Source organism: Micromonospora sicca (assembly GCF_003172935.1).
GTDB classification, from domain to species: domain Bacteria; phylum Actinomycetota; class Actinomycetes; order Mycobacteriales; family Micromonosporaceae; genus Micromonospora; species Micromonospora sicca.
This window is the reverse complement of record NZ_QGKS01000156.1, coordinates 1-19,696: the sequence shown is the minus strand read 5'-3', so window position 1 is coordinate 19,696 and position 19,696 is coordinate 1. Positions and strand designations below refer to the sequence as shown.

Genomic DNA, 19,696 nt, shown 5'->3' with positions numbered 1-19,696 from the left:
GCGTGGTGCGCCCGTCGCCGTGGATCCGGGTGCTGCCGGCGTCGTCCCGGTCCTGCGGGCGTGGGACGGCTCGGCTACGTGGGCGGGCCATGGCCGCACCTCGTCAGACGCGGGAACCGGTCCTGCGACGGGCGCCGACCCCGGCCGCCACGGCCACCGCGACCAGCCCGCCGACCAGCAGCAGCGAGCCGGTGCCCTGGCCGCCCGCGGTGCCGCCACCGCCGGTGGCCGGGCCCTTGCTCGGCTGGGCCATGTTGAGCACGGTCAGCATCGTCGACGCGGTGTTGCCGTTGGAACAGCGCAGGTCGACCGGGAAGTCACCGGGCTGCTTGTTGCCCGGGATGGTGACCGCCCCGGTGAGGAAGCCGTTGTTCGGACGGAGCATCACCCGCCCGAAGGCGTCCGAGTTCACCTCGGCCTGCCGGTTGTTGGCGTTGTCGCAACCGGCCCGGATGTTCACCCGGGTACCGGCCTGCGCGGGATTCGGTGTGACCTCGACGAAGGTGTTCTCGCCAGCCCGGGCCGGCGAACCGGTGATCAGGACGAACGCCGCGACCAGGCCGAGTACGGTCAGCACGGCCGACAGGGCGCGTTGTGACAGAAGCCCTCGCATGATTCCCCCCTTCCGGTGCGGCGCACCGGAATCCTGCTATCGGGCAGTGCCGCCTGCATTCCCCCTGGCCCCCAGGCAAACCCGCGGCGCCCGGGCCGCGCCTCAGCGGCGGCGGGTGGGCGAGGTGGCGCCGGCGGGCGGCAGCGGGGTGACCGGGTGCCACTCCAGCGGGGTGGAGAGGACCATCGTGCTGGACGGCTGGCCGTACGGGGCGAGGCGGTCGATGACCCCCTCGAACTCGTCGATCGACCCGGCCGCCACCTTGAGCATGCTGCACGCGTCCCCGGTGATCCGGTGGATCTCCAGGATCTCCGGCCAGCCCGCCACCTCGGGGTCGTGCAGGATGCAGCGCGGGCCGTAGCAGGACATCCGGATCAGCGCGACCACGCTGCGGCCGGCCCGGGTCAGGTCGACGTGCGCGTGGTAGCCGGTGATCACGCCGGACTCCTCCAGCCGGCGGACCCGCTCGGCCACCGCTGGCGGCGACAGGTGCACCCGCCGGGACAGCTCGCTGAACGAGAGCCGGGCGTCGGCCTGGAGCTCCCGCAGCAGCGCCCAGTCCATGTCGTCCATGCGTGACCTTTCCTTCGTGAAGCCGGACGCGATTCCGGTTTCGATGCGGCAGGTCCGACCACCGTACCGCCGTTGAACAGGCATTCCATTCGTCGATCCACCCGCGGGATCATGACGCTACCCGGCGTACGTAGGGAGATGACAGTGGAGCAGACGGGCCTGCGAGCACCGACGGTGACCGCGGCGGTACGTCCGGTCACCCCGCAGCAGCGGGCGGCCCGGGCGGCGCGCAACGGCGGCGAACCGACGCTGGAGTTCGCCGAGCGGGTGCCCTACGACGCGTACGTGCGGGCGAGCACGCTGCACGGGCTGCAACAGCCGCTCAGCGAGGACCCGGGCGAGATGTCCTTCCTGATGGTCAGCCAGATCATGGAGCTGTACTTCGGGCTGACCTGCCACGAGCTGCGGCACGCCCAGCGGGAGCTGCGGGCGAACCGGATCTGGGACGCGCTGCCGGCGCTGCGCCGCGCCGCCCTGCACCTGGAGGGGCTCAACGCGGCCTGGCAGGGGCTGCGCTGGATGACCCCGGCCGACTTCAACCGGTTCCGCAACCTGCTCGGCGAGGGCTCCGGCTTCCAGTCCGCGATGTACCGGCAGCTGGAGTTCCTGCTCGGCCTCCGCGACCCGGCGCTGATCCGCCCGTTCCGCCGGCAGACCGAGGTGCACGCCGAGCTGACCGCCGCGCTCGCCACGCCGAGCCTCTGGGACGACGTGGTCGCCCTGCTCGCCCGGCGCGGCTTCGACCTCCCCGGCGAGCTGCTGGACCGGGACGTGGCGGTCGAGCACGAGCCGCACCCCGCCGTCGAGGCGGCCTGGGTGCGGATCTACGCCGACGGCGGCCCGGACAACCACCTGCGGCTGCTCGGCGAGGCGCTGACCGAGGTCGCCGAGCGGTTCGGCGACTGGCGCTGGCACCACATCAAGGCGGTGCAGCGCACCATGGGCGCCAAGGTCGGCAGCGGCGGGTCCGCCGGGCTGGCCTGGTTGCAGCGCAGCATGGCCCGGGTGGTCTTCCCGGAGCTGTGGTCGGCCCGGACGGCGATGTGAGCGGGGACAGGATGAGCAACACCGAAGAAGAGGCGCTTGCGCACGACGCCGCCGACCCGGGACACCGGCACCTGTTCCACGTGCCGCCCGCCGAGGGCGGCCGCTACCCCGAGGTGGCGTACCTGGCCGGCAACTCGCTCGGCCTGCAACCGCGGGCCACCCGGGACGAACTGCTGGCCGACCTGGCGGCGTGGAGCCGGCTCGGGGTCGAGGGGCACCTGGAGGCGGAACGCCCCTGGCTGCCGTACCACGAGCTGTTGACGGCGCCGGCCGCGCGACTGGTCGGCGCCCGGCCCGCGGAGACCGTGGTGATGAACTCCCTCACGGTCAACCTGCACCTGCTGATGGTCAGCTTCTACCGCCCGGCGGGAGCGCGGACCCGGATCGTCATCGAGGACAGCGCCTTCCCCTCGGACAGCTACGCGGTCCGCAGCCAGGCCCGCTTCCACGGCCTCGACCCCGACGCGACCCTGGTCCGGCTGCGGCCGCGGGCCGGCGAGGACACCCTGCGCACCGAGGACGTGACCGCCTTCCTGGCGGCCGAGGGGCACACCGTGGCGCTGGTGCTGCTCGGCGGGGTCAACTACCTCACCGGCGAGCTGATGGACATTCCGGCGATCACCGCCGCCGGGCGGGCCGCCGGAGCGGTGGTCGGCTGGGACCTCGCGCACGCGGCCGGCAACGTCCCGCTGGCGCTGCACGACTGGGACGTCGACTTCGCCGCCTGGTGCTCCTACAAGTACCTCAACTCGGGGCCCGGGGCGCTCGCGGGCGTCTTCGTCCACGAGCGGCACCTCGGCGACCCCGACCTGCCGCGCTTCGAGGGCTGGTGGAGCACCGAGGCGAGCACCCGGTTCGAGATGACCCCGGTCTCCCGGCCGCCGGCCACCGTCGAGGCGTGGCAGATCTCCAACCCGCCGATCTTCGCGATGGGCCCGGTCCGCACCTCGCTGGAGCTCTTCGACGCCGTCGGCATGCCGGCGCTGCGGGAGCGCAGCCTGCGGCTCACCGGCTACCTGGAGCGGCTGCTCGACGAGGTGACCGCGGACCGGCCGTTGACCGTGGTCACCCCGCGCGACCCGGCCCGGCGGGGCTGCCAGCTCTCCGTGCGGATCGGCACGGGCAGCGCCAACGAGCTGACCAAGCGGCTGCGGCACGAGCACGGCGTGATCGCCGACGCCCGGGAGCCGGACGTCGTCCGGTTCGCCCCGGTGCCGCTCTACTCGACGTACCACGATTGCTGGCGGGTCGCCGACGCGCTGGCCGCGACGGTGGAGAAGCACTCATGAGCACGGAACGCGACGAGATCGCGGTGGTCGGGGCCGGGCTGGCCGGCTGTCTGCTGGCCTGCTTCCTGGCCCGGCGCGGCTACCCGGTGGCGCTCTACGAGCGGCGGCCGGATCCGCGTACCGGGACGGTCGAGCGGGGCCGCTCGATCAACCTGGCGCTGTCCGAGCGCGGCCTCGACGCGCTGCGCCGGATCGGGCTGGACGGGCAGGTGATGGCGGACGCGCTGCCGATGCACGGCCGGATGATCCACCCGGTGGAGGGAGAGGCGCAGTTCCAGTCGTACAGCGTCTCCGGCGGCCGGGCGATCAACTCGATCAGCCGGGGCGCGCTGAACAACGCGCTGCTGAACGCCGCCGCCGCGCTGCCCGGGGTGCGGATCGCCTTCGACCACCGGCTGGTCGGCCTCGACCCGGCCGGCGGCGAGATGACCTTCGAGACCCCGCAGGGCAAGGTCACCACCGCCGCGTCGGTCGTGCTGGGCGCCGACGGCGCCGGCTCCGCGGTGCGCGGGCAGCTCCTCGGGTACGGGGCGCTGACCGAGAGCCTGGACTTCCTCGACTACGGCTACAAGGAACTCACCATCCCGCCGCTCGGCGGCGAGTTCGCCCTGGACCCGGGGGCGCTGCACATCTGGCCGCGCGGTACCTCGATGATGATCGCGCTGCCCAACCCGGACCGGTCGTTCACCTGCACGCTCTTCTGGCCCACCCACGGCACCGCGAGCTTCGCCTCGCTGGGCAGCCCGGCGGCCATCGAGCAGCACTTCGTGAAGCACTATCCGGATCTGGTGCCGCTGGCCCCGAACCTGGTCGACGACTACCAGCACAACCCGGTCGGCGTGCTCGGCACGGTCCGCTGCACGCCCTGGCAGGTGGACGGCAGGGTCGGCCTGCTCGGCGACGCGGCGCACGCCATCGTGCCGTTCTACGGCCAGGGCGCGAACTGCGCGTTCGAGGACGTGGTGGAGCTGGACCGCTGCCTGGACGAGTGCGGCGACGAGTGGTCCGCGGCGCTGCCGCTGTTCCAGCAGCGCCGGCAGGCCAACGCCGAGGCGATCGCCCGGATGGCGCTGACCAACTTCGTGGAGATGCGGGACAAGGTCGCCTCGCCGGTCTTCCAGACCCGCAAGCGCATCGAACACGCACTGGAACGGGCCCTGCCCGGCCGGTACGTTTCCCAGTACGAGCTGGTCTCCTTCTCCACCACCCCGTACGCCGAGGTGCGCCGCCGGGTGCGCCGGCAGTACCAGGTGCTGGGGGCGGTGACGGCCGGCGCGGTGGCGCTGCTGGCCGGCGGGCTGGCCGCGATCGGCCGAGGGAGGCGCGGATGACGCTCTGGGATCCCCGGCTGATGGCCGGGCACGCACCGGACGGGCCGGGACTGCTGCGCAACTTCGTCGGCGGCGAGTTCGTCGCCGCCGGAACCCGGTTCACCAAGCGCAGCCCGGTCACCGGCGAGCCGGTCTTCGAGGTGGCCGAGGCGGACGCGTCCACCGTGGACGACGCGGTGGCCGCCGCCCAGGCGGCGCTGCGCGGGCCGTGGGGCCGGATGGGGGAGCGGGAGCGCGCCGAGGTGCTGCGCCGGGTCGCCGACGAGTTGGAACGGCGCTTCGACGACCTGGTCGCCGCCGAGGTCGCCGACACCGGCAAGTCGATCTCGCAGGCCCGCACGCTGGACATTCCGCGCGGCGCGGCCAACTTCCGGGCGTTCGCCGAGATCGTGGCGACCGCCCCGACCGAGTCGTTCACCACGGTCACCCCGACCGGTGGCCGGGCGCTCAACTACGCGGTCCGCAAACCGGTGGGCGTGGTCGCGATCATCGTGCCCTGGAACCTGCCGCTGCTGCTGCTCACCTGGAAGGTCGCCCCGGCCCTGGCCTGCGGCAACGCCGTGGTGGTCAAGCCCAGCGAGGAGACCCCGGCCTCGGCGACCCTGCTGGCCGAGGTGATGGCCGCCGCGGGCGTACCGGCGGGGGTGTTCAACCTGGTGCACGGCTTCGGCCCGGACTCGGCCGGGGAGTTCCTCACCCGGCACCCGGGCGTCGACGCGATCACCTTCACCGGCGAGTCCGCCACCGGCAGCGCCATCATGCGCGCCGCCGCGGACGGGGTGAAGGCGGTGAGCTTCGAGCTGGGCGGCAAGAACGCGGGACTGGTCTTCGCCGACGCCGACCTGGACGCGGCGGTGGCGGGCTCGGTCCGGTCCAGCTTCACCAACGGCGGTCAGGTCTGCCTCTGCACCGAACGGATCTACGTGCAGCGCCCGGTCTTCGAGGAGTTCACCGCCCGGCTGGCCAAGCGGGCCGACGAGTTGGCGTACGGCTGGCCGGCCGACGAGGCCACCGTCAACATGCCGCTGATCTCGCACGCCCACCGGGACAAGGTGCTGGGCCACTACGACCTGGCCCGCGCCGAGGGCGCCGAGGTGCTGGCCGGCGGCGGGGTGCCCGGCTTCGGGGACGCCCGCGACGGCGGCGCGTACGTGCAGCCGACGGTGCTGACCGGGCTCGGCCCGGACGCCCGGACGAACCGGGAGGAGATCTTCGGCCCGGTCGTGCACGTGGCGCCCTTCGACTCCGAGGACGAGGCGTACGCCCTGGCCAACGGCACCGAGTACGGCCTGGCCGCGACGGTCTGGACCCGGGACGTGGGCCGGGCGCACCGGGCCGGGTCCCGGCTCGACGCCGGCATCGTCTGGGTGAACACCTGGTTCCTGCGTGACCTGCGCACCCCGTTCGGCGGGGTGAAGGCCTCCGGCATCGGCCGGGAGGGCGGGGTGCACTCGCTCGACTTCTACTCCGAACTCACCAACGTCTGCGTGGACCTCACATGAGCGATCTGGAAACCGCGGCCCGGGAGCTGACCGAGGCCCGGGAGAGCGGGAAGCCCTGCCCGCCGTTGCGTGGGCGGCTGCTGCCCGAGGGCGACGTCGAGGCGGCGTACCAGGTGCAGCAGCTCCAGGCCCAGGCCCGGTGGGACCGGGGTGAGCGCCGGGTGGGCGCGAAGATCGGCCTGACCTCCCGGGCGGTGCAGGAGAACTTCGGCGTCTACCAGCCGGACTTCGGCGTGCTCACCGATGTGATGGCGGTCGGCGACGGCGTCGAGGTGGCGATCGACCGGCTGCTCCAGCCCCGGGTGGAGGCGGAGATCGCCTTCGTGCTCGGCGCGGACCTGCCCGACGAGCGGGTCACCACCGTCGACCTGATCCGGGCCGTGGACCACGTGCTGCCGGCCATCGAGATCGTCGACTCGCGGATCGCCGGCTGGGACATCTCCATCGTGGACACCGTCGCCGACAACGCCTCCAGCGGCCTCTTCGTGCTCGGCACCACGCCCCGCCGGCTCGCCGACGTGGACCTGCGGCTGTGCGGGATGGTCCTGGAACACGGCGGGGAGCCCGTCTCGGTCGGCGCCGGCGCGGCCTGCCTCGGCAATCCGCTGCACGCGCTGGAGTGGCTGGCCGGCACGATGGCCCGCGCCGGCGACCCGCTGCGCGCCGGCGACGTGGTGCTCTCCGGGGCGCTCGGCCCGATGGTGCCGGTGACCCCTGGCGCGGCCTACGAGGCGCGTATCTCCGGGCTCGGCTCGGTGCGGACCTGTTTCTCTTCATCCGAGGAGGCGGCGTGACGGTCGGGGCGGCGGTGATCGGGTCCGGCAACATCGGGACCGATCTGATGATCAAGGTGCTCCGGCTGAGCGACAGCCTGCGCATGGTCGCGATGGCGGGCATCGACCCGGACTCGGACGGGCTCGTCCGGGCCCGGCGGCTCGGCGTGGCCACCACGGCCGAGGGCGTCGACGGCCTGGTGGCGCTGCCCGAGTTCGCCGACGTCGAGCTGGTCTTCGACGCCACCTCGGCCGGCGCGCACCGGCACAACGACGCGGTGCTCCGGGCGCACGGCCGGACGGTGGTCGACCTGACCCCCGCCGCCATCGGCCCGTACGTGGTGCCCCCGGTCAACCTCGACGAGCACCTGCACGAGACGAACGTCAACATGGTGACCTGCGGCGGGCAGGCGACCGTGCCGATCGTCGCCGCCGTCGGCCGGGTCACCCCCGTCGCGTACGGGGAGATCGTCGCCTCGATCGCCTCGCGCTCGGCCGGCCCCGGCACCCGGGCCAACATCGACGAGTTCACCGAGACCACCGCCCGGGCCATCGAGGTGGTCGGCGGCGCGGAACGCGGCAAGGCGATCATCGTGCTGAACCCCGCCGACCCGCCGCTGCTGATGCGGGACACCGTCTACTGCCTCTGCCCGGACGCCGACGCCGACCGGGCCGCCATCGCCGCCTCGGTCGCCGACATGGTGGCCACCGTGCAGGAGTACGTCCCCGGCTACCGGCTCAAGCAGGACGTGCAGTTCGACCGGGTCGACACGTACGTGCCGTCGCTGGGGCGGCACCTGGTCGGACTCCAGGTGTCGGTGTTCCTGGAGGTCTCCGGCGCCGGGCACTACCTGCCCGCGTACGCCGGGAACCTGGACATCATGACCTCGGCCGCGCTGCGCACCGCGGAGCGGCTGGTGGCCCGGCGGGCGAGCAGCGCGGAGGTGGCGGCATGACCGACCTGTACATCCAGGACGTGACGCTGCGGGACGGCATGCACGCCATCGCCCACCGCTACACGGTGGACCAGGTGCGCACCATCGCCGCCGCGCTGGACGCGGCCGGGGTGGCCGCCATCGAGGTGGCGCACGGCGACGGCCTCGCCGGTTCCAGCGTCAACTACGGCCACGGCGCGGCCAGCGACGCCGACTGGATCTCCGCCGCCGCGGAGGTGATGACCAGCGCGAAGCTCACCACCCTGCTGCTGCCCGGCATCGGCACCATCGCCGATTTGAAGGCGGCGAGGGCGCTCGGGGTGACCAGCGTCCGGATCGCCACCCACTGCACCGAGGCGGACATCTCCGCCCAGCACATCTCCTGGGCCCGGGAGAACGGCATGGACGTCTCCGGGTTCCTGATGATGTCGCACATGAACGAGCCAGCCGGGCTGGCCGCCCAGGCCAAGCTGATGGAGTCGTACGGGGCGCACTGCGTCTACGTCACCGACTCGGGCGGGCGGCTGCTGATGTCCGACGTGGCGCAGCGGGTCGACGCGTACCGGCAGGTCCTCGAACCGGAGACGCAGATCGGCATCCACGCGCACCACAACCTGTCGCTCGGGGTGGCCAACAGCGTGCTCGCCGTCGAGCACGGCCGGATCCTCGGCGACGGACCGGCCGGTCCGGACGCGCCGCACGGCCGGACGGTCCGGGTGGACGCGTCCCTGGCCGGGATGGGCGCCGGTGCCGGCAACGCGCCGCTGGAGGTCTTCGTCGCGGTCGCCGAGCTGCACGGCTGGAAGCACGGCTGCGACGTCTTCGCGCTGATGGACGCGGCCGACGACGTCGTCCGGCCGCTCCAGGACCGGCCGGTCCAGGTCGACCGGGAGACGCTCTCCCTCGGGTACGCGGGCGTCTACTCGAGCTTCCTCCGGCACGCCGAACGCGCCTCCGCGAAGTACGGCGTGGACGTCCGCTCCATCCTGGTGGAGCTGGGCCGGCGCCGGATGGTCGGCGGCCAGGAGGACATGATCGTGGACGTGGCGCTGGACCTCGCCGGCCGCCACGAGGAGCAGGAGGTGGCACCGTGATCGGGCCGGACATCGCGGGCATCGCGGAGAAGCTGGGCGCGGCGGCCGACAGCGCCACCGCGATCCCGCAGCTCGCCGCCGAGACCGGCCTCGACGTCGACGCCGCGTACGCGGTGCAGACCGCGCTGCTCCAGCGCCGGCTGGACCGGGGTGAGCGGCTGGTCGGGCTGAAGATGGGGCTGACCAGCAAGGCGAAGATGGCCCAGGTCGGCGTGGACGAGGTGATCTGGGGCCGGCTCACCGACCTGATGCGGGTCCCCGACGGCGGCACGGTCGACGTCGGCGCCTTCATCCATCCCCGGGTCGAGCCGGAGGTGGCGTTCCTGCTGGACCGCCTCCCCGAGCCCGGCGAGCCGCTGGGGTCGTTCGCCGACGCCGTCCGCGCGGTCGCCCCGGCGATCGAGCTGATCGACTCCCGGTACGCCAACTTCACCTTCTCCCTGCCGGACGTGATCGCCGACAACACCTCGGCCGCCGCGTTCGTCGTCGGCCCGTGGTCGCCGGTGCCGGACGGGCTGGACAACCTCGGGGTGCTGCTGGAGATCGACGGCCGGGTGGCCCAGGTCGGTTCGACGGCGGCGATCCTCGGCGACCCGCGCCGGGCCCTGGACGAGGGCATCCGGCTGGCCGGGCGGCACGGGGTCCGGCTGCGCGAAGGCTGGCTGTTCCTCGCCGGCGCCGCGACGGCCGCGGTGCCGCTGCGCCCCGGCGCGCACGTCCGGGCGGTCGTTGAGAAGCTCGGCACGGCGTCGCTGCGGGCGGAGTCATGACCGCCCGGGTGGTGGCCGGGAAGGCCGTCCCGCGCGGCGCGTTCCCGCACGTCAAGGTGGCCGGCGGGTTCCTCTTCATCTCGGGTACGTCGTCGCGCCGCCCGGACAACAGCTTCGCGGGGGTCTCGGTGGACGAGTTTGGCACCACGGACCTCGACATCCGGGTGCAGACTCGGGCGGTGATCGAGAACATCCGGGATCTGCTGCGCTCGGTCGGCGCGGACCTGGCCGACCTGGTCCAGGTGACGTCGTACCTGGTCAACATGAATGACTTCGGCGGATACAACGAGGTATGGGCGGAGTTCTTCGACGCCACCGGGCCGACCCGGACCACGGTGGCCGTGCACCAGCTGCCGCATCCGCACCTGCTGATCGAGATGCAGGCCGTGGCCCTGCTCCCCTAGGGGGACGCAACTATTGATCCCTGTCCTTCGTAGATCTATCTACACTAATAGGGGCGGACCGGACCGCGGAGGTTGACTGGTGAAGGCTACGCGCATCGCTTATTCGATGGCCCTGAATGCGGGTAAGTATGCGGCGGTGGAGCAGGCTCGTCGGTTGGGTCAGGTTCGTAATGAGGTCTGGCAGCGTTACGGGTCGGTCGGCGGTGTGGGGTCCGGGTTGACGGACCGGCAGGTGCGGGACCGGTGGCTGGCAGACGGCACGCACGTGCGGTTCGGTGTGCTGGCCAATGCGTGGAAGGAAACCGTCCGCGACGCCATGGCCGATATCGCGGCGAACCTGGCGGCGGCCAAGGTAGAGGTCCGGCGGGCCATCACCCGGCGCACCAATGACCCGGCTGAGCGCAAGCGGATGTTCAACGCCTTGGCGGTCGACCGGTGGGCTGAGGACCCGTTCCTGGCCCGGCAGATGCGTAAGCATTGGAAGCGGGGCCGTAACCGCACGCACGATCAGATTGTGGTGCGCGCCGACCAGCACAACACCGCCACCGGCGGGCGCGGCCGGTTGTGGCTGGCTGTTCCCGGTCTGCAACGCCGCCAGATGGTCCGGATCCCGTTGTCCACGACGGTGGCCCCGGCTGGGACCCTGCGGCTGATCCTGCATGGTGGTCGGGTCGAGGTGCACTACCAGATCGACGCGTCGCAGATGCGGTCGTCGCAGCGGCCGTGCGGCGGGCGAACGGTTGGTGTGGACAAGGGCTACACCGAGGCCCTGACCGACTCCGACGGCGCCCGCCATGGCTGTGGCCTTGGTGAGCTGTTGTCCAGTGAGTCGGACCGGTTGAAGGAACGCAACCGGCGTCGGGCGAAGCTGCGCTCGATTGCGAACAGCGCCGCCGGTCGTGGTGACCACGCGAAAGCGCACCGGATCACCGCCAACAACCTCGGCACGGTCAAGCGGGAGCGACAGGCCGCGCGCCACCGCGCACGGGTGCGCACGGAGATCTTCACCGCCGTGCACCGGGTCGTCGACAAGGCCGCCACCGTGGTCGCCGAAGACCTCACCAAGACCTTCGCCGGGCGCACCACGCTCGGCAAGAACGTCAACCGGCGCCTCGCCGCGTGGACCAAAGGAGTCACCGCCGAGGCGCTGACCAACGTGTCGGAGCGCAGAGGTTCTGCGCTCGTGCACGTCAACGCCGCCTACACCTCACAAGCCTGTCACCGCTGCGGCCGGCTCGGCCCACGTAACGGGGACCGGCTTCACTGCACCCCGTGCGGGGTGGTTTGGCAGGCCGACGTGAACGCCGCGATCAACATCCTGCAGCGAGCAGGCGACCCCGACATCGCCCTGCACACCCCGCACCATGTGGTGAGGCAGATCCTGCAGGACAGGACCGATCGCCACCGGACCAGACTGCCGGTCCAGGACTCCAGCCCGGCCACCGCCGAGCGGAGAGCGAATTATCCGAACCGCTCGGCAATGAGCAAGTAGTAGGAAGCAGGTCAGTCGTGAGTGAGATCGCGGAGCCGTTCAGCTTTCCGGGCTGGATCGCGGAGAACCAGCACCTGCTGAAGCCGCCGGTGGGGAACAAGGAGATGTTCCCCGGCGGGGACGACTTCATCGTCATGGTGGTCGGCGGGCCGAACCAGCGCACCGACTTCCACGTCGACCCGTACGAGGAGTTCTTCTACCAGGTCAAGGGCAACATGCACATCAACCTGATGACCCCGGAGGGGCCGCGTACGGTGCACGTGCGCGAGGGTCAGATGTGGATGCTGCCGCGCAACACGCCGCACTCGCCGCAGCGGCCGGAGGCCGGCTCGATCGGCGTGGTGGTCGAGCGGGTCCGCGAGGAGGGCACCCTGGAGAAGTTCCAGTGGTACTGCCCGGAGTGCGGGCACAAGGTGCACGAGGTGGAGCTCCAGGTCCGCGACATCGCCGCCGACCTGCCCCCGGTCTTCCAGGCGTTCTACGCCGACGAGGCGGCGCGCACCTGCGACAAGTGCGGCACCCTGCACCCGGGCAAGGGCTGATGCGCGGTCCGGTCGTCGACGTGCACACGCATGTCGTACCGAAGGGGTGGCCGGACCTCGACGCCCAGTGCGGCGGGTCCGGCTGGCCCTGGCTGCGGGTGGACTCCGAGCGGGCCGCCATGATCATGGTGGGCGAGACGGAGTTCCGCGCGATCGGCTCGGCCTGCTGGGACGCGCCGACGCGGCTGGCGGACATGGACGACGACGGGGTGGACGTCCAGGTGGTCTCGCCGACCCCGGTGTTCTTCTCCTACGACCGCCCCGCCGACCAGGCGGTGAAGGTGGCCCGGATCTTCAACGACCTGACCCTGGAGGTCACCGCGGCCGGCGGCGACCGGCTGGTGCCGTTCTGCCAGGTGCCGTTGCAGGACCCGGACGCCGCCTGCGCCGAACTGGACCGCTGCCTGGCGGCGGGCCACGTCGGCGTCGAGATCGGCAACCACGTCGGCGACCGCGACCTGGACGACGCGGGGATCGTGCAGTTCCTGACCCACTGCGCCGAGGTGGGCGCACCGGTCTTCGTACACCCCTGGGACATGCCGGGCGGGCCCCGGCTGGACCGGTGGATGGCCCGCTGGCTGACCGGCATGCCGGCGGAGACCCACCTGTCGGTGCTGGCGCTGATCCTCGGCGGCGTCTTCGACCGGGTGCCGGAGACGCTGCGGATCTGCTTCGCGCACGGCGGCGGCAGCTTCCCGTTCTGGCTGGGCCGCGCCGACAACGCCTGGCACCGCCGCGGCGACCTGGTGCGCGGCGCCTCCACCGCCCCGCCCAGCTCCTACGTCGGCCGGTTCAGCGTCGACTCGGTGGTCTTCGAGCCGGCCGCCCTGCGGCTGCTGGTGGACACCATGGGGGAGGACCGGGTGCTGGTCGGCAGCGACTACCCGTACCCGCTGGGGGAGCGACCGGTCGGCGCGGTGGTCGCGAAGGCCGACTTCCTCACCGCCGACCAGCGCGACAAGCTCCTGTCCCGCAACGCCCTGCGCTTCCTGCACGGCTGACCGCCGACCTGCGCCCCCGACCGCAGCGAGCTGTGTTCCGACGCCCCGCCCGGCGCTGCCGGCCGGCAGCCGGACTGCCTCGCGCATCCTTTGCTCTGCTTCAGCGACGGCAACACCCGGCGCCCACCGGTGTTGCGTGGCCTGCAGCAGAGCAAAGGACATCCACCAACCCCGGCCCGGCGTTCCGGCTCCGGCCGCCGCCCCCGGCCCGGGCCACCCGTGCCGGGACCGGGCCGGTCGGCGCGTGAAGAGTGCGTCGGGCGGATCATCCGGGCAGGATGACGGCATGGCCGAGCCGCACGACCTGACCGCGTTGGAGCAGGCCGCCGCGATCGCCCGTGGCGAGCTGTCCAGCGTGGAGCTGGTCGGGCACCAGCTGACCCGGGTGGACGCGCTGAGCGACACGGTCGGCGCGTTCGTCACCGTCACGCAGGAGTTGGCCGTCGAGGCGGCCCGGGCCGCCGACGCGGTGCCGGCCGAGCGGCGCGGTCCGCTGCACGGCGTACCGACCGCGATCAAGGACCTCACGCTGACCGCCGGGGTGCGGACCACCTTCGGCTCCGCCGCCTTCGCCGACTTCGTGCCCCCGATCGACGCCGACGTGGTCCGGTTCATCAGGGCTGCCGGGCTGGTCAGCCTCGGCAAGACCACCACCTCCGAGCTGGGCTGCTCGCTCTACTCGGAGGGGCTGGTGGCGCCGCCGGCCCGCAACCCGTGGGGCCTCGGCTACACGGCGGGCGGGTCCAGCGGCGGCGCGGCGGCCGCCGTGGCGGCCGGGCTGGTGCCGGTGGCCCAGGGCTCCGACGGCGGCGGCTCGCTGCGCATCCCGGCGTCGCTCTGCGGCCTGGTCGGCTACAAGCCCAGCCGGGGACTCGTCTCCGGCGGGCCGCTCGGCTTCGGCGCGTTCGGGCTGCCGACGAACGGCCCGCTCGGGCGGACCGTCGCCGACGTCGCCGCGCTGCTCGACGTCATGGCGCAGCCGGTGCCCGGCGAGCCCTACCTGCCCCCGGCCGCGCCCGCCGGCGGCTACCTGGCCGCCGCCCGCGAGGCCGCGCCGGGCCGGCTGCGGATCGGCCGCTTCACCAGCCCGATGCTCGCCGACGAGCCGGTCCACCCCGACTGTGTCGCCGCCGTCGACCGGGCCGCCGGGCTGCTCACCGCGGCCGGCCACGAGGTGGTCGAGGTCCCGGCGCCGCTCGGCCCGGCGGCGTGGCCGCTCTTCGAGACCGTCTGGTACGTCCTGGCGCTCTCCCCGGTGCCGCCCGAGCGGGAGAGGGAGCTGCTGCCGCTGACCCGGCTCCTCCGCTCGCGCGGCGCGGCGGTCGGCGCGGGCGCGCTGATGGCCACCCTGGGCGAGCTGCAGGCCCAGGTACGCCTCGGCGCCCACCGGACCGCCGGTTGCGACCTGCTGCTCTGCCCCACGCTGGCCGCGCCGCAGGCGCCGGTGGGGTCGTTCGCCGCCCTCGATCCGGCGGAGGATTTCGACCGGCAGCGCCGGTTCTCGCCGTACTGCGCCATCTTCAACGTGACCGGCGAACCGTCCGTTTCCCTGCCGGTCGGTCGCACCGCCGACGGCATGCCCGTGGGGGTGCTGCTCACCGGCCGGTACGGCGCCGACGCGACTTTGATCGCCACTGCCGCGCAACTGGAGCACGGGAGTGGCGGCTGGGATCACCACCCCGCAATCTGGCGGGCCGTCGACTCCGCTAACGTGAATACCACAAGCGGAGTCGGGGAATCGTCTCCTTGACAGTCCACCCGACCCGGAATTCCTGGTCTCTCTCTTTCCGCCTGGGGGCGTTGAGGTTGTCTGTTACCGAGACGTTGCTGGTCTTCGTCGGCATCCCGGCGGCCGCGGTGCTGGTGATCGCCGGACTGGCAATCGCCGGCGGCCGTGGCGGCGGTGGCGGCGCCAAGCGCTACCGGCCGGGCCGGCCCTTCGACTTCACTCCGGTCTGGTTCCTCGGCCGTCCGGAGCAGCTGGCCGACTCGGCCGGCACCGCGCTGGCCGCGGGCGCGCAGGCGCCGGCGCTGACCAGCCACAAGCTTGAGAAGGCCGGCGTCGAGGCGCCGGCCGGTGGAACCGGAGGCACAAGTGACCGTTGGTGAGACGCAGGCCGGGACGGGTAACCCGCCCCAGGTGCTGGACGGGCCCTTCTCGACCCGCCAGCTGCTCCGCATCGACGAGGCGCTCCGCCTGGCCGACCAGGGCACCGGCCTGGTCTTCTCGGTCTACGTGGGCGGCCTCGACGAGCCGATCCGGGAGCACGCCCAGCGGCTGCACCACCAGCTCGCCGAGCCCGACAGGTCGGTCCTGATCGCCGTGTCGCCCAACCAGCGGCAGCTGGAGATCGTCACCGGCCGGTACGCGCGCAAGCGCATCCCGGACACGTACGCCAAGCTCGCCGCGCTCTCCATGGTGGCGTCCTTCGGCGGCGGCGACCTGGCCGGCGGCATCATCCAGGGCCTCGACCAGCTCGCCAGCCACGCCGGCAAGGGCTGAGCCCTCCCCGAGCACGACGAAGCCCGGTCCGCGTTTCGCGGGCCGGGCTTCGTGTATCGCCATCTCGGCGACCCGGCGGATCAGGCGCTCTGGGCGTCCCTGGCGCGGGCCTTCAGGGCGCGGGCCACGCCGTCCCGGCCCTCGGCGACCAGCCGGCGCAGCGGGGCCGGGTGACCCTCGCCGGCCAGCCACGCGTCGGTCGCCGCGACCGTCTCGTCCTCGACCAGGTACGCCGGGTAGGCGAGCTGGGTGAACTCCTGCGCCGGCTCGCTGTCCCGGCTGGCCCAGACCTGGTCCACCACCGCGAAGTACTTCTCCCGGTAGGGAGCGACCAGGTCGACCTGCGCCGGGTGCGCGAAGCCCTGCAGCAGCGCCCGGTGCCGCCAGTTCGGCAGCGCCTCCGGGCCGGTGAGCAACGCCCACACCGCCGCCTTGTTCTCCGCGGTCGGCACCAGCGCGTGCGCGTAGGCGGCCTCCCGCTCGCCGCTGGCGGTGCGGTCGCCGGCCAGCTCGGCCTCGATCTCGGCGGTGCCGGCCGCCCCGTTGGCCACGAGGGACTGGAGCAGCGCCCAGCGCAGTTCGGTGTCCACGGTCAGCCCGGTCGGCACCTCGGTGCCGTCGAGCCAGCCACGCAGCGTGGCCAGGTCCTCGGCGGAGCGGGCCGCCGAGGCGTACGCCCGGGCCCAGGCGAGCTGGAAGCCGCTGCCCGGCTCCGCCGCGAGCAGCCCGTCCTTCGCGGTCCGGGCCAGCTCGGCCCAGCCGGTCGGCGCCCACGCCGGGTCGACATAGAAGGTGAGCGTGGTGGTCGCCTGCCGCAGGGTGGCGGTGACCAGGTTGATGTCGGTCTCGGCGGGCAGGCCGGCCAGCACCAGCGCGACGTAGTCGCGGGCGGGCAGCTCGGCGTCGCGGGTCATGTCCCAGGCGGCGGTCCAGCAGAGCGCCCGGGCCAGCGACGACTCGAAGCCGGCGATGTGCTGCACCACGTTCGCCATCGACCGCTCGTCCAGCCGCAGCTTGGCGTACGTCAGGTCGTCGTCGTTGAGCATCAGCACGTCGGCGGCCGGCTTGCCGTGCAGCGCGGACAGCTCGGTCTGCTCCCCGGTCACGTCGACCTCGACCCGCTCCCGGCGGACCAGCCGGCCGTCGGTCAGGTCGTAGAGGCCCACCCCGATCCGGTGGGTACGCAGCGTCGGGTGCCCGGACGGCGCCTCCTGGCGGACCAGCACCCGCTGGTAGCTGCCGTCGTCGCCGATGGCCACCTCGGGGCGCAGCGTGTTGACCTGCGCCGTCTCCAGCCACTGCGCGGCGAACTTGCGCAGCTCCCGGCCGGAGGCGGTCTCCAGCTCGGAGAGCAGGTCGTCGAAGGTGGCGTTGCCCCAGGCGTGCTTGCCGAAGTACGCCCGCAGGCCGGCCAGGAACGGCTCCTCCCCGACGTACGCGACGAGCTGCTTGAGCACGCTGGCGCCCTTGGCGTACGTGATGCCGTCGAAGTTGACCTCGACCGCCTCCAGGTCCGGCATCTCGCAGTACACCGGGTGGGTGGAGGAGAGCTGGTCCTGCCGGTAGCCCCAGTTCTTGCGGATCGACAGGAAGGTCGTCCACGCGTCGTGGAACCGGGTGGCGTGGGTGTTGCACCAGTGGCTGGCCCACTCGGCGAACGACTCGTTCAGCCACAGGTCGTTCCACCAGCGCATGGTGACCAGGTCACCGAACCACATGTGCGCCAGCTCGTGCAGGATCGTGTTGGCCCGCTGCTCGTACTCGAAGTCGGTGACCTGCGAGCGGAAGATGTAGTGCGACTCGGCGTGCGTGACGCAGCCGAAGTTCTCCATCGCGCCGGCGTTGAAGTCCGGCACCCAGAGCTGGTCGTACTTGGGCAGCGGGTAGCGCACCCCGAACTTCTCGTGGAAGAAGTCGAAGCCCTGCTTGGTGATCAGGAACAGGTCGTCCGAGTCCAGGTACCGCGCCATCGACGCCCGGCAGAAGACCCCCAGGTCGATGCCGTCGTGGCTGTCCCGCACCTCGTGGTACGGCCCGGCGCAGAGCGCGGTGATGTAGGTGCTCATCCGCGCCGACTCCACGAAGTGGACGGTCTTCAGCGCCTCGCCGGCCGGCTCCTCCCGCTCCACCGGCATGTTGGAGACCACCCGCCAGTGGTCCGGCACGGTGGCGTGCCAGGTGAAGACGCTCTTCAGGTCGGGCTGGTCGAAGCAGGCGAAGACCTTCTGCGCGTCCGCCGTCTCGAACTGGCTGTAGAGGTAGGTCTCCCCGTCGACCGGGTCCACCGTGCGGTGCAGGCCCTGCCCGCTGTTCGAGTATCCGAAGTCCGCGTCCACCACCAGGGTGTTCTCCGCGTCCAGACCGGACAGCGTGAGGCCCTTCTCCGCCGACCAGCCGGAGGTGTCGACGGGCGCGCCGTTGAGCGTCGCGGACCGCACCGACTCGGCGGCCACCTCGATGAAGGTCGTCGCGCCCGGCTCGGCGCAGCGGAACTGGACCTCGGTCATCGAGCGGAACGTGCGTCCCGTGCCCTGCACGGCGGTCGACAGGTCAAGGCTGATGTCGTACCCGGTCACCTCGAGCAGGCGAGCCCGCTCGGTGGCCTCGACCTGGGTCAGATTGCGCACTCCCGGCACTGTTCGTCTCCATCCCACTAGCGCCGCGCCGCGGCGGCCCCGGCCTCCCCGGCCCGCTCGTGACGGCCGGTCCGGTCCGAGTCTTCCATGCACCGACACCCTTCGGTGGTCGAGGTCACGCTCTCATTCCGGTACCGGGCCATGCTGGTCGGGGTGAGGATCGAGGGAGGCGCCGGGCTCACCGGCGCACCCGTCGTGAAGGGATCTCACCGTGACCGAACGTGTCGCCGTGGACATGTGGTTCGACCCGCTGTGCCCGTGGGCGTGGATCACGTCCCGCTGGCTGCTGGAGGTCGAGAAGGTCCGGCCCGTGGACATCGACTTCCACGTGATGAGCCTGTCCGTGCTCAACGAGGGCCGGGACCTGCCCGAGCAGTACCAGGAACTGATGAAGAGCGGCTGGGGCCCGGTGCGGGTCTGCATCGCCGTCGAGCAGGCCCACGGCCAGGAGGCGGTGGCGAAGCTCTACACCGCGATGGGCACCCGGATCCACCTCGGCAAGGAGCCGCTCGGCCGGGAGATGCTGGTCGGCGCGCTCACCGACGTCGGGCTGGACCCGGCGCTCGCCGACGCCGCCGAGTCCACCGCGTACGACGAGGCGCTGCGGGCCAGCCACGAGGCGGGCATGCGGCCGGTCGGCACCGACGTGGGCACCCCGGTGATCCACGCCCCCGGCCCGGACGGCGGCAAGGTCGCCTTCTTCGGCCCGGTGATCACCCCGGCGCCGAAGGGTGAGGCGGCCGGCCGGCTCTGGGACGGCGTCCTGCTGGTCGCCGGCACCCCGGGCTTCTACGAGCTGAAGCGCTCCCGCGAGCTGGGCCCCATCTTCGACTGACGGCGGGAGCTCCGGCAACGATCCGCAGTCCCGCACCGGCCCCGGCGTCACCGGGCCGGTGCGGGGCTCGTTTCACCGGGTGTCCCAGCCGGCGGCCCGCGGGGGCCGCGCCCCGGCAGCCCGGAGGAGGCATTCCCATGGCCAAGCACCGCCGTACGTCCGACGACGCGCCGCAGGAGACGGCGACCGAGGACTCCGGTGCGACGTACTGGTCGGTGGACGAGGTCGACTGGCCGGCCGTCCGTCCGGCCCTGCCGGCCGAGATGGTCGACCTGCTGGCCCCGCCGATCGTGGTGGGCGTCGCCCGGGTGGTCGCCACCTCCCGGATGACCCCGCCCGCCGAGACGGTCCTGCCC

Annotated in this window: 19 protein-coding genes and 1 pseudogene; 17 read left to right on the top strand and 3 right to left on the bottom strand. The window is 72.7% G+C overall.

Features of this window, described 5'->3' with window-relative positions; translation table 11 throughout:
* Positions 1-103: 103 nt before the first annotated feature.
* Together DKT69_RS07840 and DKT69_RS07835 are read right to left on the bottom strand one after the other, a co-directional pair.
* On the bottom strand, positions 104-613 hold the full coding sequence (locus DKT69_RS07840) for a hypothetical protein (RefSeq protein ID WP_109800908.1): 510 nt from the start codon (positions 611-613) through the stop codon (positions 104-106).
* Between the two features lie 102 nt (positions 614-715).
* Positions 716-1,186, bottom strand: coding sequence for an Lrp/AsnC family transcriptional regulator (locus DKT69_RS07835; protein WP_109800907.1), 471 nt, complete (start codon positions 1,184-1,186; stop codon positions 716-718).
* Positions 1,187-1,330: 144 nt separating this feature from the next.
* Here DKT69_RS07835 and DKT69_RS07830 point away from each other — a divergent pair, with 144 nt between their 5' ends.
* From DKT69_RS07830 to DKT69_RS07760, 15 genes are all read left to right on the top strand, one after another.
* Positions 1,331-2,233 carry a tryptophan 2,3-dioxygenase gene (locus DKT69_RS07830; protein ID WP_109800906.1) on the top strand — a complete coding sequence of 301 codons (903 nt, stop codon included), beginning with the start codon at positions 1,331-1,333 and terminating at the stop codon, positions 2,231-2,233.
* A gap of 11 nt (positions 2,234-2,244) precedes the next feature.
* The gene (kynU, locus tag DKT69_RS07825) at positions 2,245-3,522 is read left to right on the top strand and encodes a kynureninase (protein ID WP_109800918.1); all 1,278 of its coding nucleotides are present in this window, start codon (positions 2,245-2,247) and stop codon (positions 3,520-3,522) included.
* Positions 3,519-4,853 (top strand): FAD-dependent oxidoreductase, encoded by a 1,335-nt coding sequence (locus tag DKT69_RS07820; protein WP_109800905.1) that lies wholly within the window; start codon positions 3,519-3,521, stop codon positions 4,851-4,853. Before kynU ends, DKT69_RS07820 begins: the two co-directional genes overlap by 4 nt.
* Positions 4,854-4,873: 20 nt before the next feature.
* Entirely contained in the window at positions 4,874-6,355 is a 1,482-nt protein-coding gene (locus DKT69_RS07815; protein ID WP_109800917.1) for a 2-hydroxymuconic semialdehyde dehydrogenase, read from the top strand.
* Entirely contained in the window at positions 6,352-7,149 is a 798-nt protein-coding gene (locus tag DKT69_RS07810; RefSeq protein ID WP_109800904.1) for a 2-keto-4-pentenoate hydratase, read from the top strand. The genes DKT69_RS07815 and DKT69_RS07810 overlap by 4 nt, the downstream gene beginning before the upstream one ends.
* Positions 7,146-8,084, top strand: a complete 939-nt coding sequence (locus DKT69_RS07805; RefSeq protein ID WP_109800903.1) for an acetaldehyde dehydrogenase (acetylating) — start codon at positions 7,146-7,148, stop codon at positions 8,082-8,084. The genes DKT69_RS07810 and DKT69_RS07805 overlap by 4 nt, the downstream gene beginning before the upstream one ends.
* The gene (dmpG, locus tag DKT69_RS07800; protein WP_109800902.1) at positions 8,081-9,157 is read left to right on the top strand and encodes a 4-hydroxy-2-oxovalerate aldolase; all 1,077 of its coding nucleotides are present in this window, start codon (positions 8,081-8,083) and stop codon (positions 9,155-9,157) included. The genes DKT69_RS07805 and dmpG overlap by 4 nt, the downstream gene beginning before the upstream one ends.
* A complete protein-coding gene (locus tag DKT69_RS07795) occupies positions 9,154-9,927 on the top strand; it encodes a 2-keto-4-pentenoate hydratase (RefSeq protein WP_109800901.1) in 774 nt (257 codons plus the stop codon). Before dmpG ends, DKT69_RS07795 begins: the two co-directional genes overlap by 4 nt.
* On the top strand, positions 9,924-10,331 hold the full coding sequence (locus DKT69_RS07790; RefSeq protein WP_109800900.1) for a RidA family protein: 408 nt from the start codon (positions 9,924-9,926) through the stop codon (positions 10,329-10,331). The genes DKT69_RS07795 and DKT69_RS07790 overlap by 4 nt, the downstream gene beginning before the upstream one ends.
* Positions 10,332-10,410: 79 nt before the next feature.
* Positions 10,411-11,823: an RNA-guided endonuclease TnpB family protein gene (locus DKT69_RS07785; protein WP_109800899.1), complete on the top strand. Its 1,413-nt coding sequence runs from the start codon at positions 10,411-10,413 to the stop codon at positions 11,821-11,823.
* Between the two features lie 17 nt (positions 11,824-11,840).
* On the top strand, positions 11,841-12,365 hold the full coding sequence (locus DKT69_RS07780; protein WP_109800898.1) for a 3-hydroxyanthranilate 3,4-dioxygenase: 525 nt from the start codon (positions 11,841-11,843) through the stop codon (positions 12,363-12,365).
* A complete protein-coding gene (locus DKT69_RS07775; RefSeq protein WP_109800897.1) occupies positions 12,365-13,366 on the top strand; it encodes an amidohydrolase family protein in 1,002 nt (333 codons plus the stop codon). Before DKT69_RS07780 ends, DKT69_RS07775 begins: the two co-directional genes overlap by 1 nt.
* Positions 13,367-13,652: 286 nt before the next feature.
* A complete protein-coding gene (locus DKT69_RS07770) occupies positions 13,653-15,116 on the top strand; it encodes an amidase (protein WP_109800896.1) in 1,464 nt (487 codons plus the stop codon).
* Between the two features lie 56 nt (positions 15,117-15,172).
* Positions 15,173-15,475, top strand: coding sequence for an aa3-type cytochrome oxidase subunit CtaJ (gene ctaJ, locus DKT69_RS07765; RefSeq protein ID WP_438361814.1), 303 nt, complete (start codon positions 15,173-15,175; stop codon positions 15,473-15,475).
* Positions 15,462-15,869, top strand: coding sequence for a DUF5130 family protein (locus tag DKT69_RS07760; protein WP_109800894.1), 408 nt, complete (start codon positions 15,462-15,464; stop codon positions 15,867-15,869). The genes ctaJ and DKT69_RS07760 overlap by 14 nt, the downstream gene beginning before the upstream one ends.
* Positions 15,870-15,949: 80 nt before the next feature.
* Here the strand turns inward: DKT69_RS07760 and pepN are convergent, their stop codons facing one another.
* Positions 15,950-18,496, bottom strand: coding sequence for an aminopeptidase N (gene pepN, locus DKT69_RS07755; protein ID WP_109800893.1), 2,547 nt, complete (start codon positions 18,494-18,496; stop codon positions 15,950-15,952).
* A 220-nt stretch (positions 18,497-18,716) separates the two neighbouring features.
* Here pepN and DKT69_RS07750 point away from each other — a divergent pair, with 220 nt between their 5' ends.
* Positions 18,717-19,340: a mycothiol-dependent nitroreductase Rv2466c family protein gene (locus tag DKT69_RS07750; protein ID WP_109800892.1), complete on the top strand. Its 624-nt coding sequence runs from the start codon at positions 18,717-18,719 to the stop codon at positions 19,338-19,340.
* 137 nt (positions 19,341-19,477) lie between these two features.
* Positions 19,478-19,696, top strand: a pseudogene (locus tag DKT69_RS07745) (hypothetical protein); the annotation flags it as partial.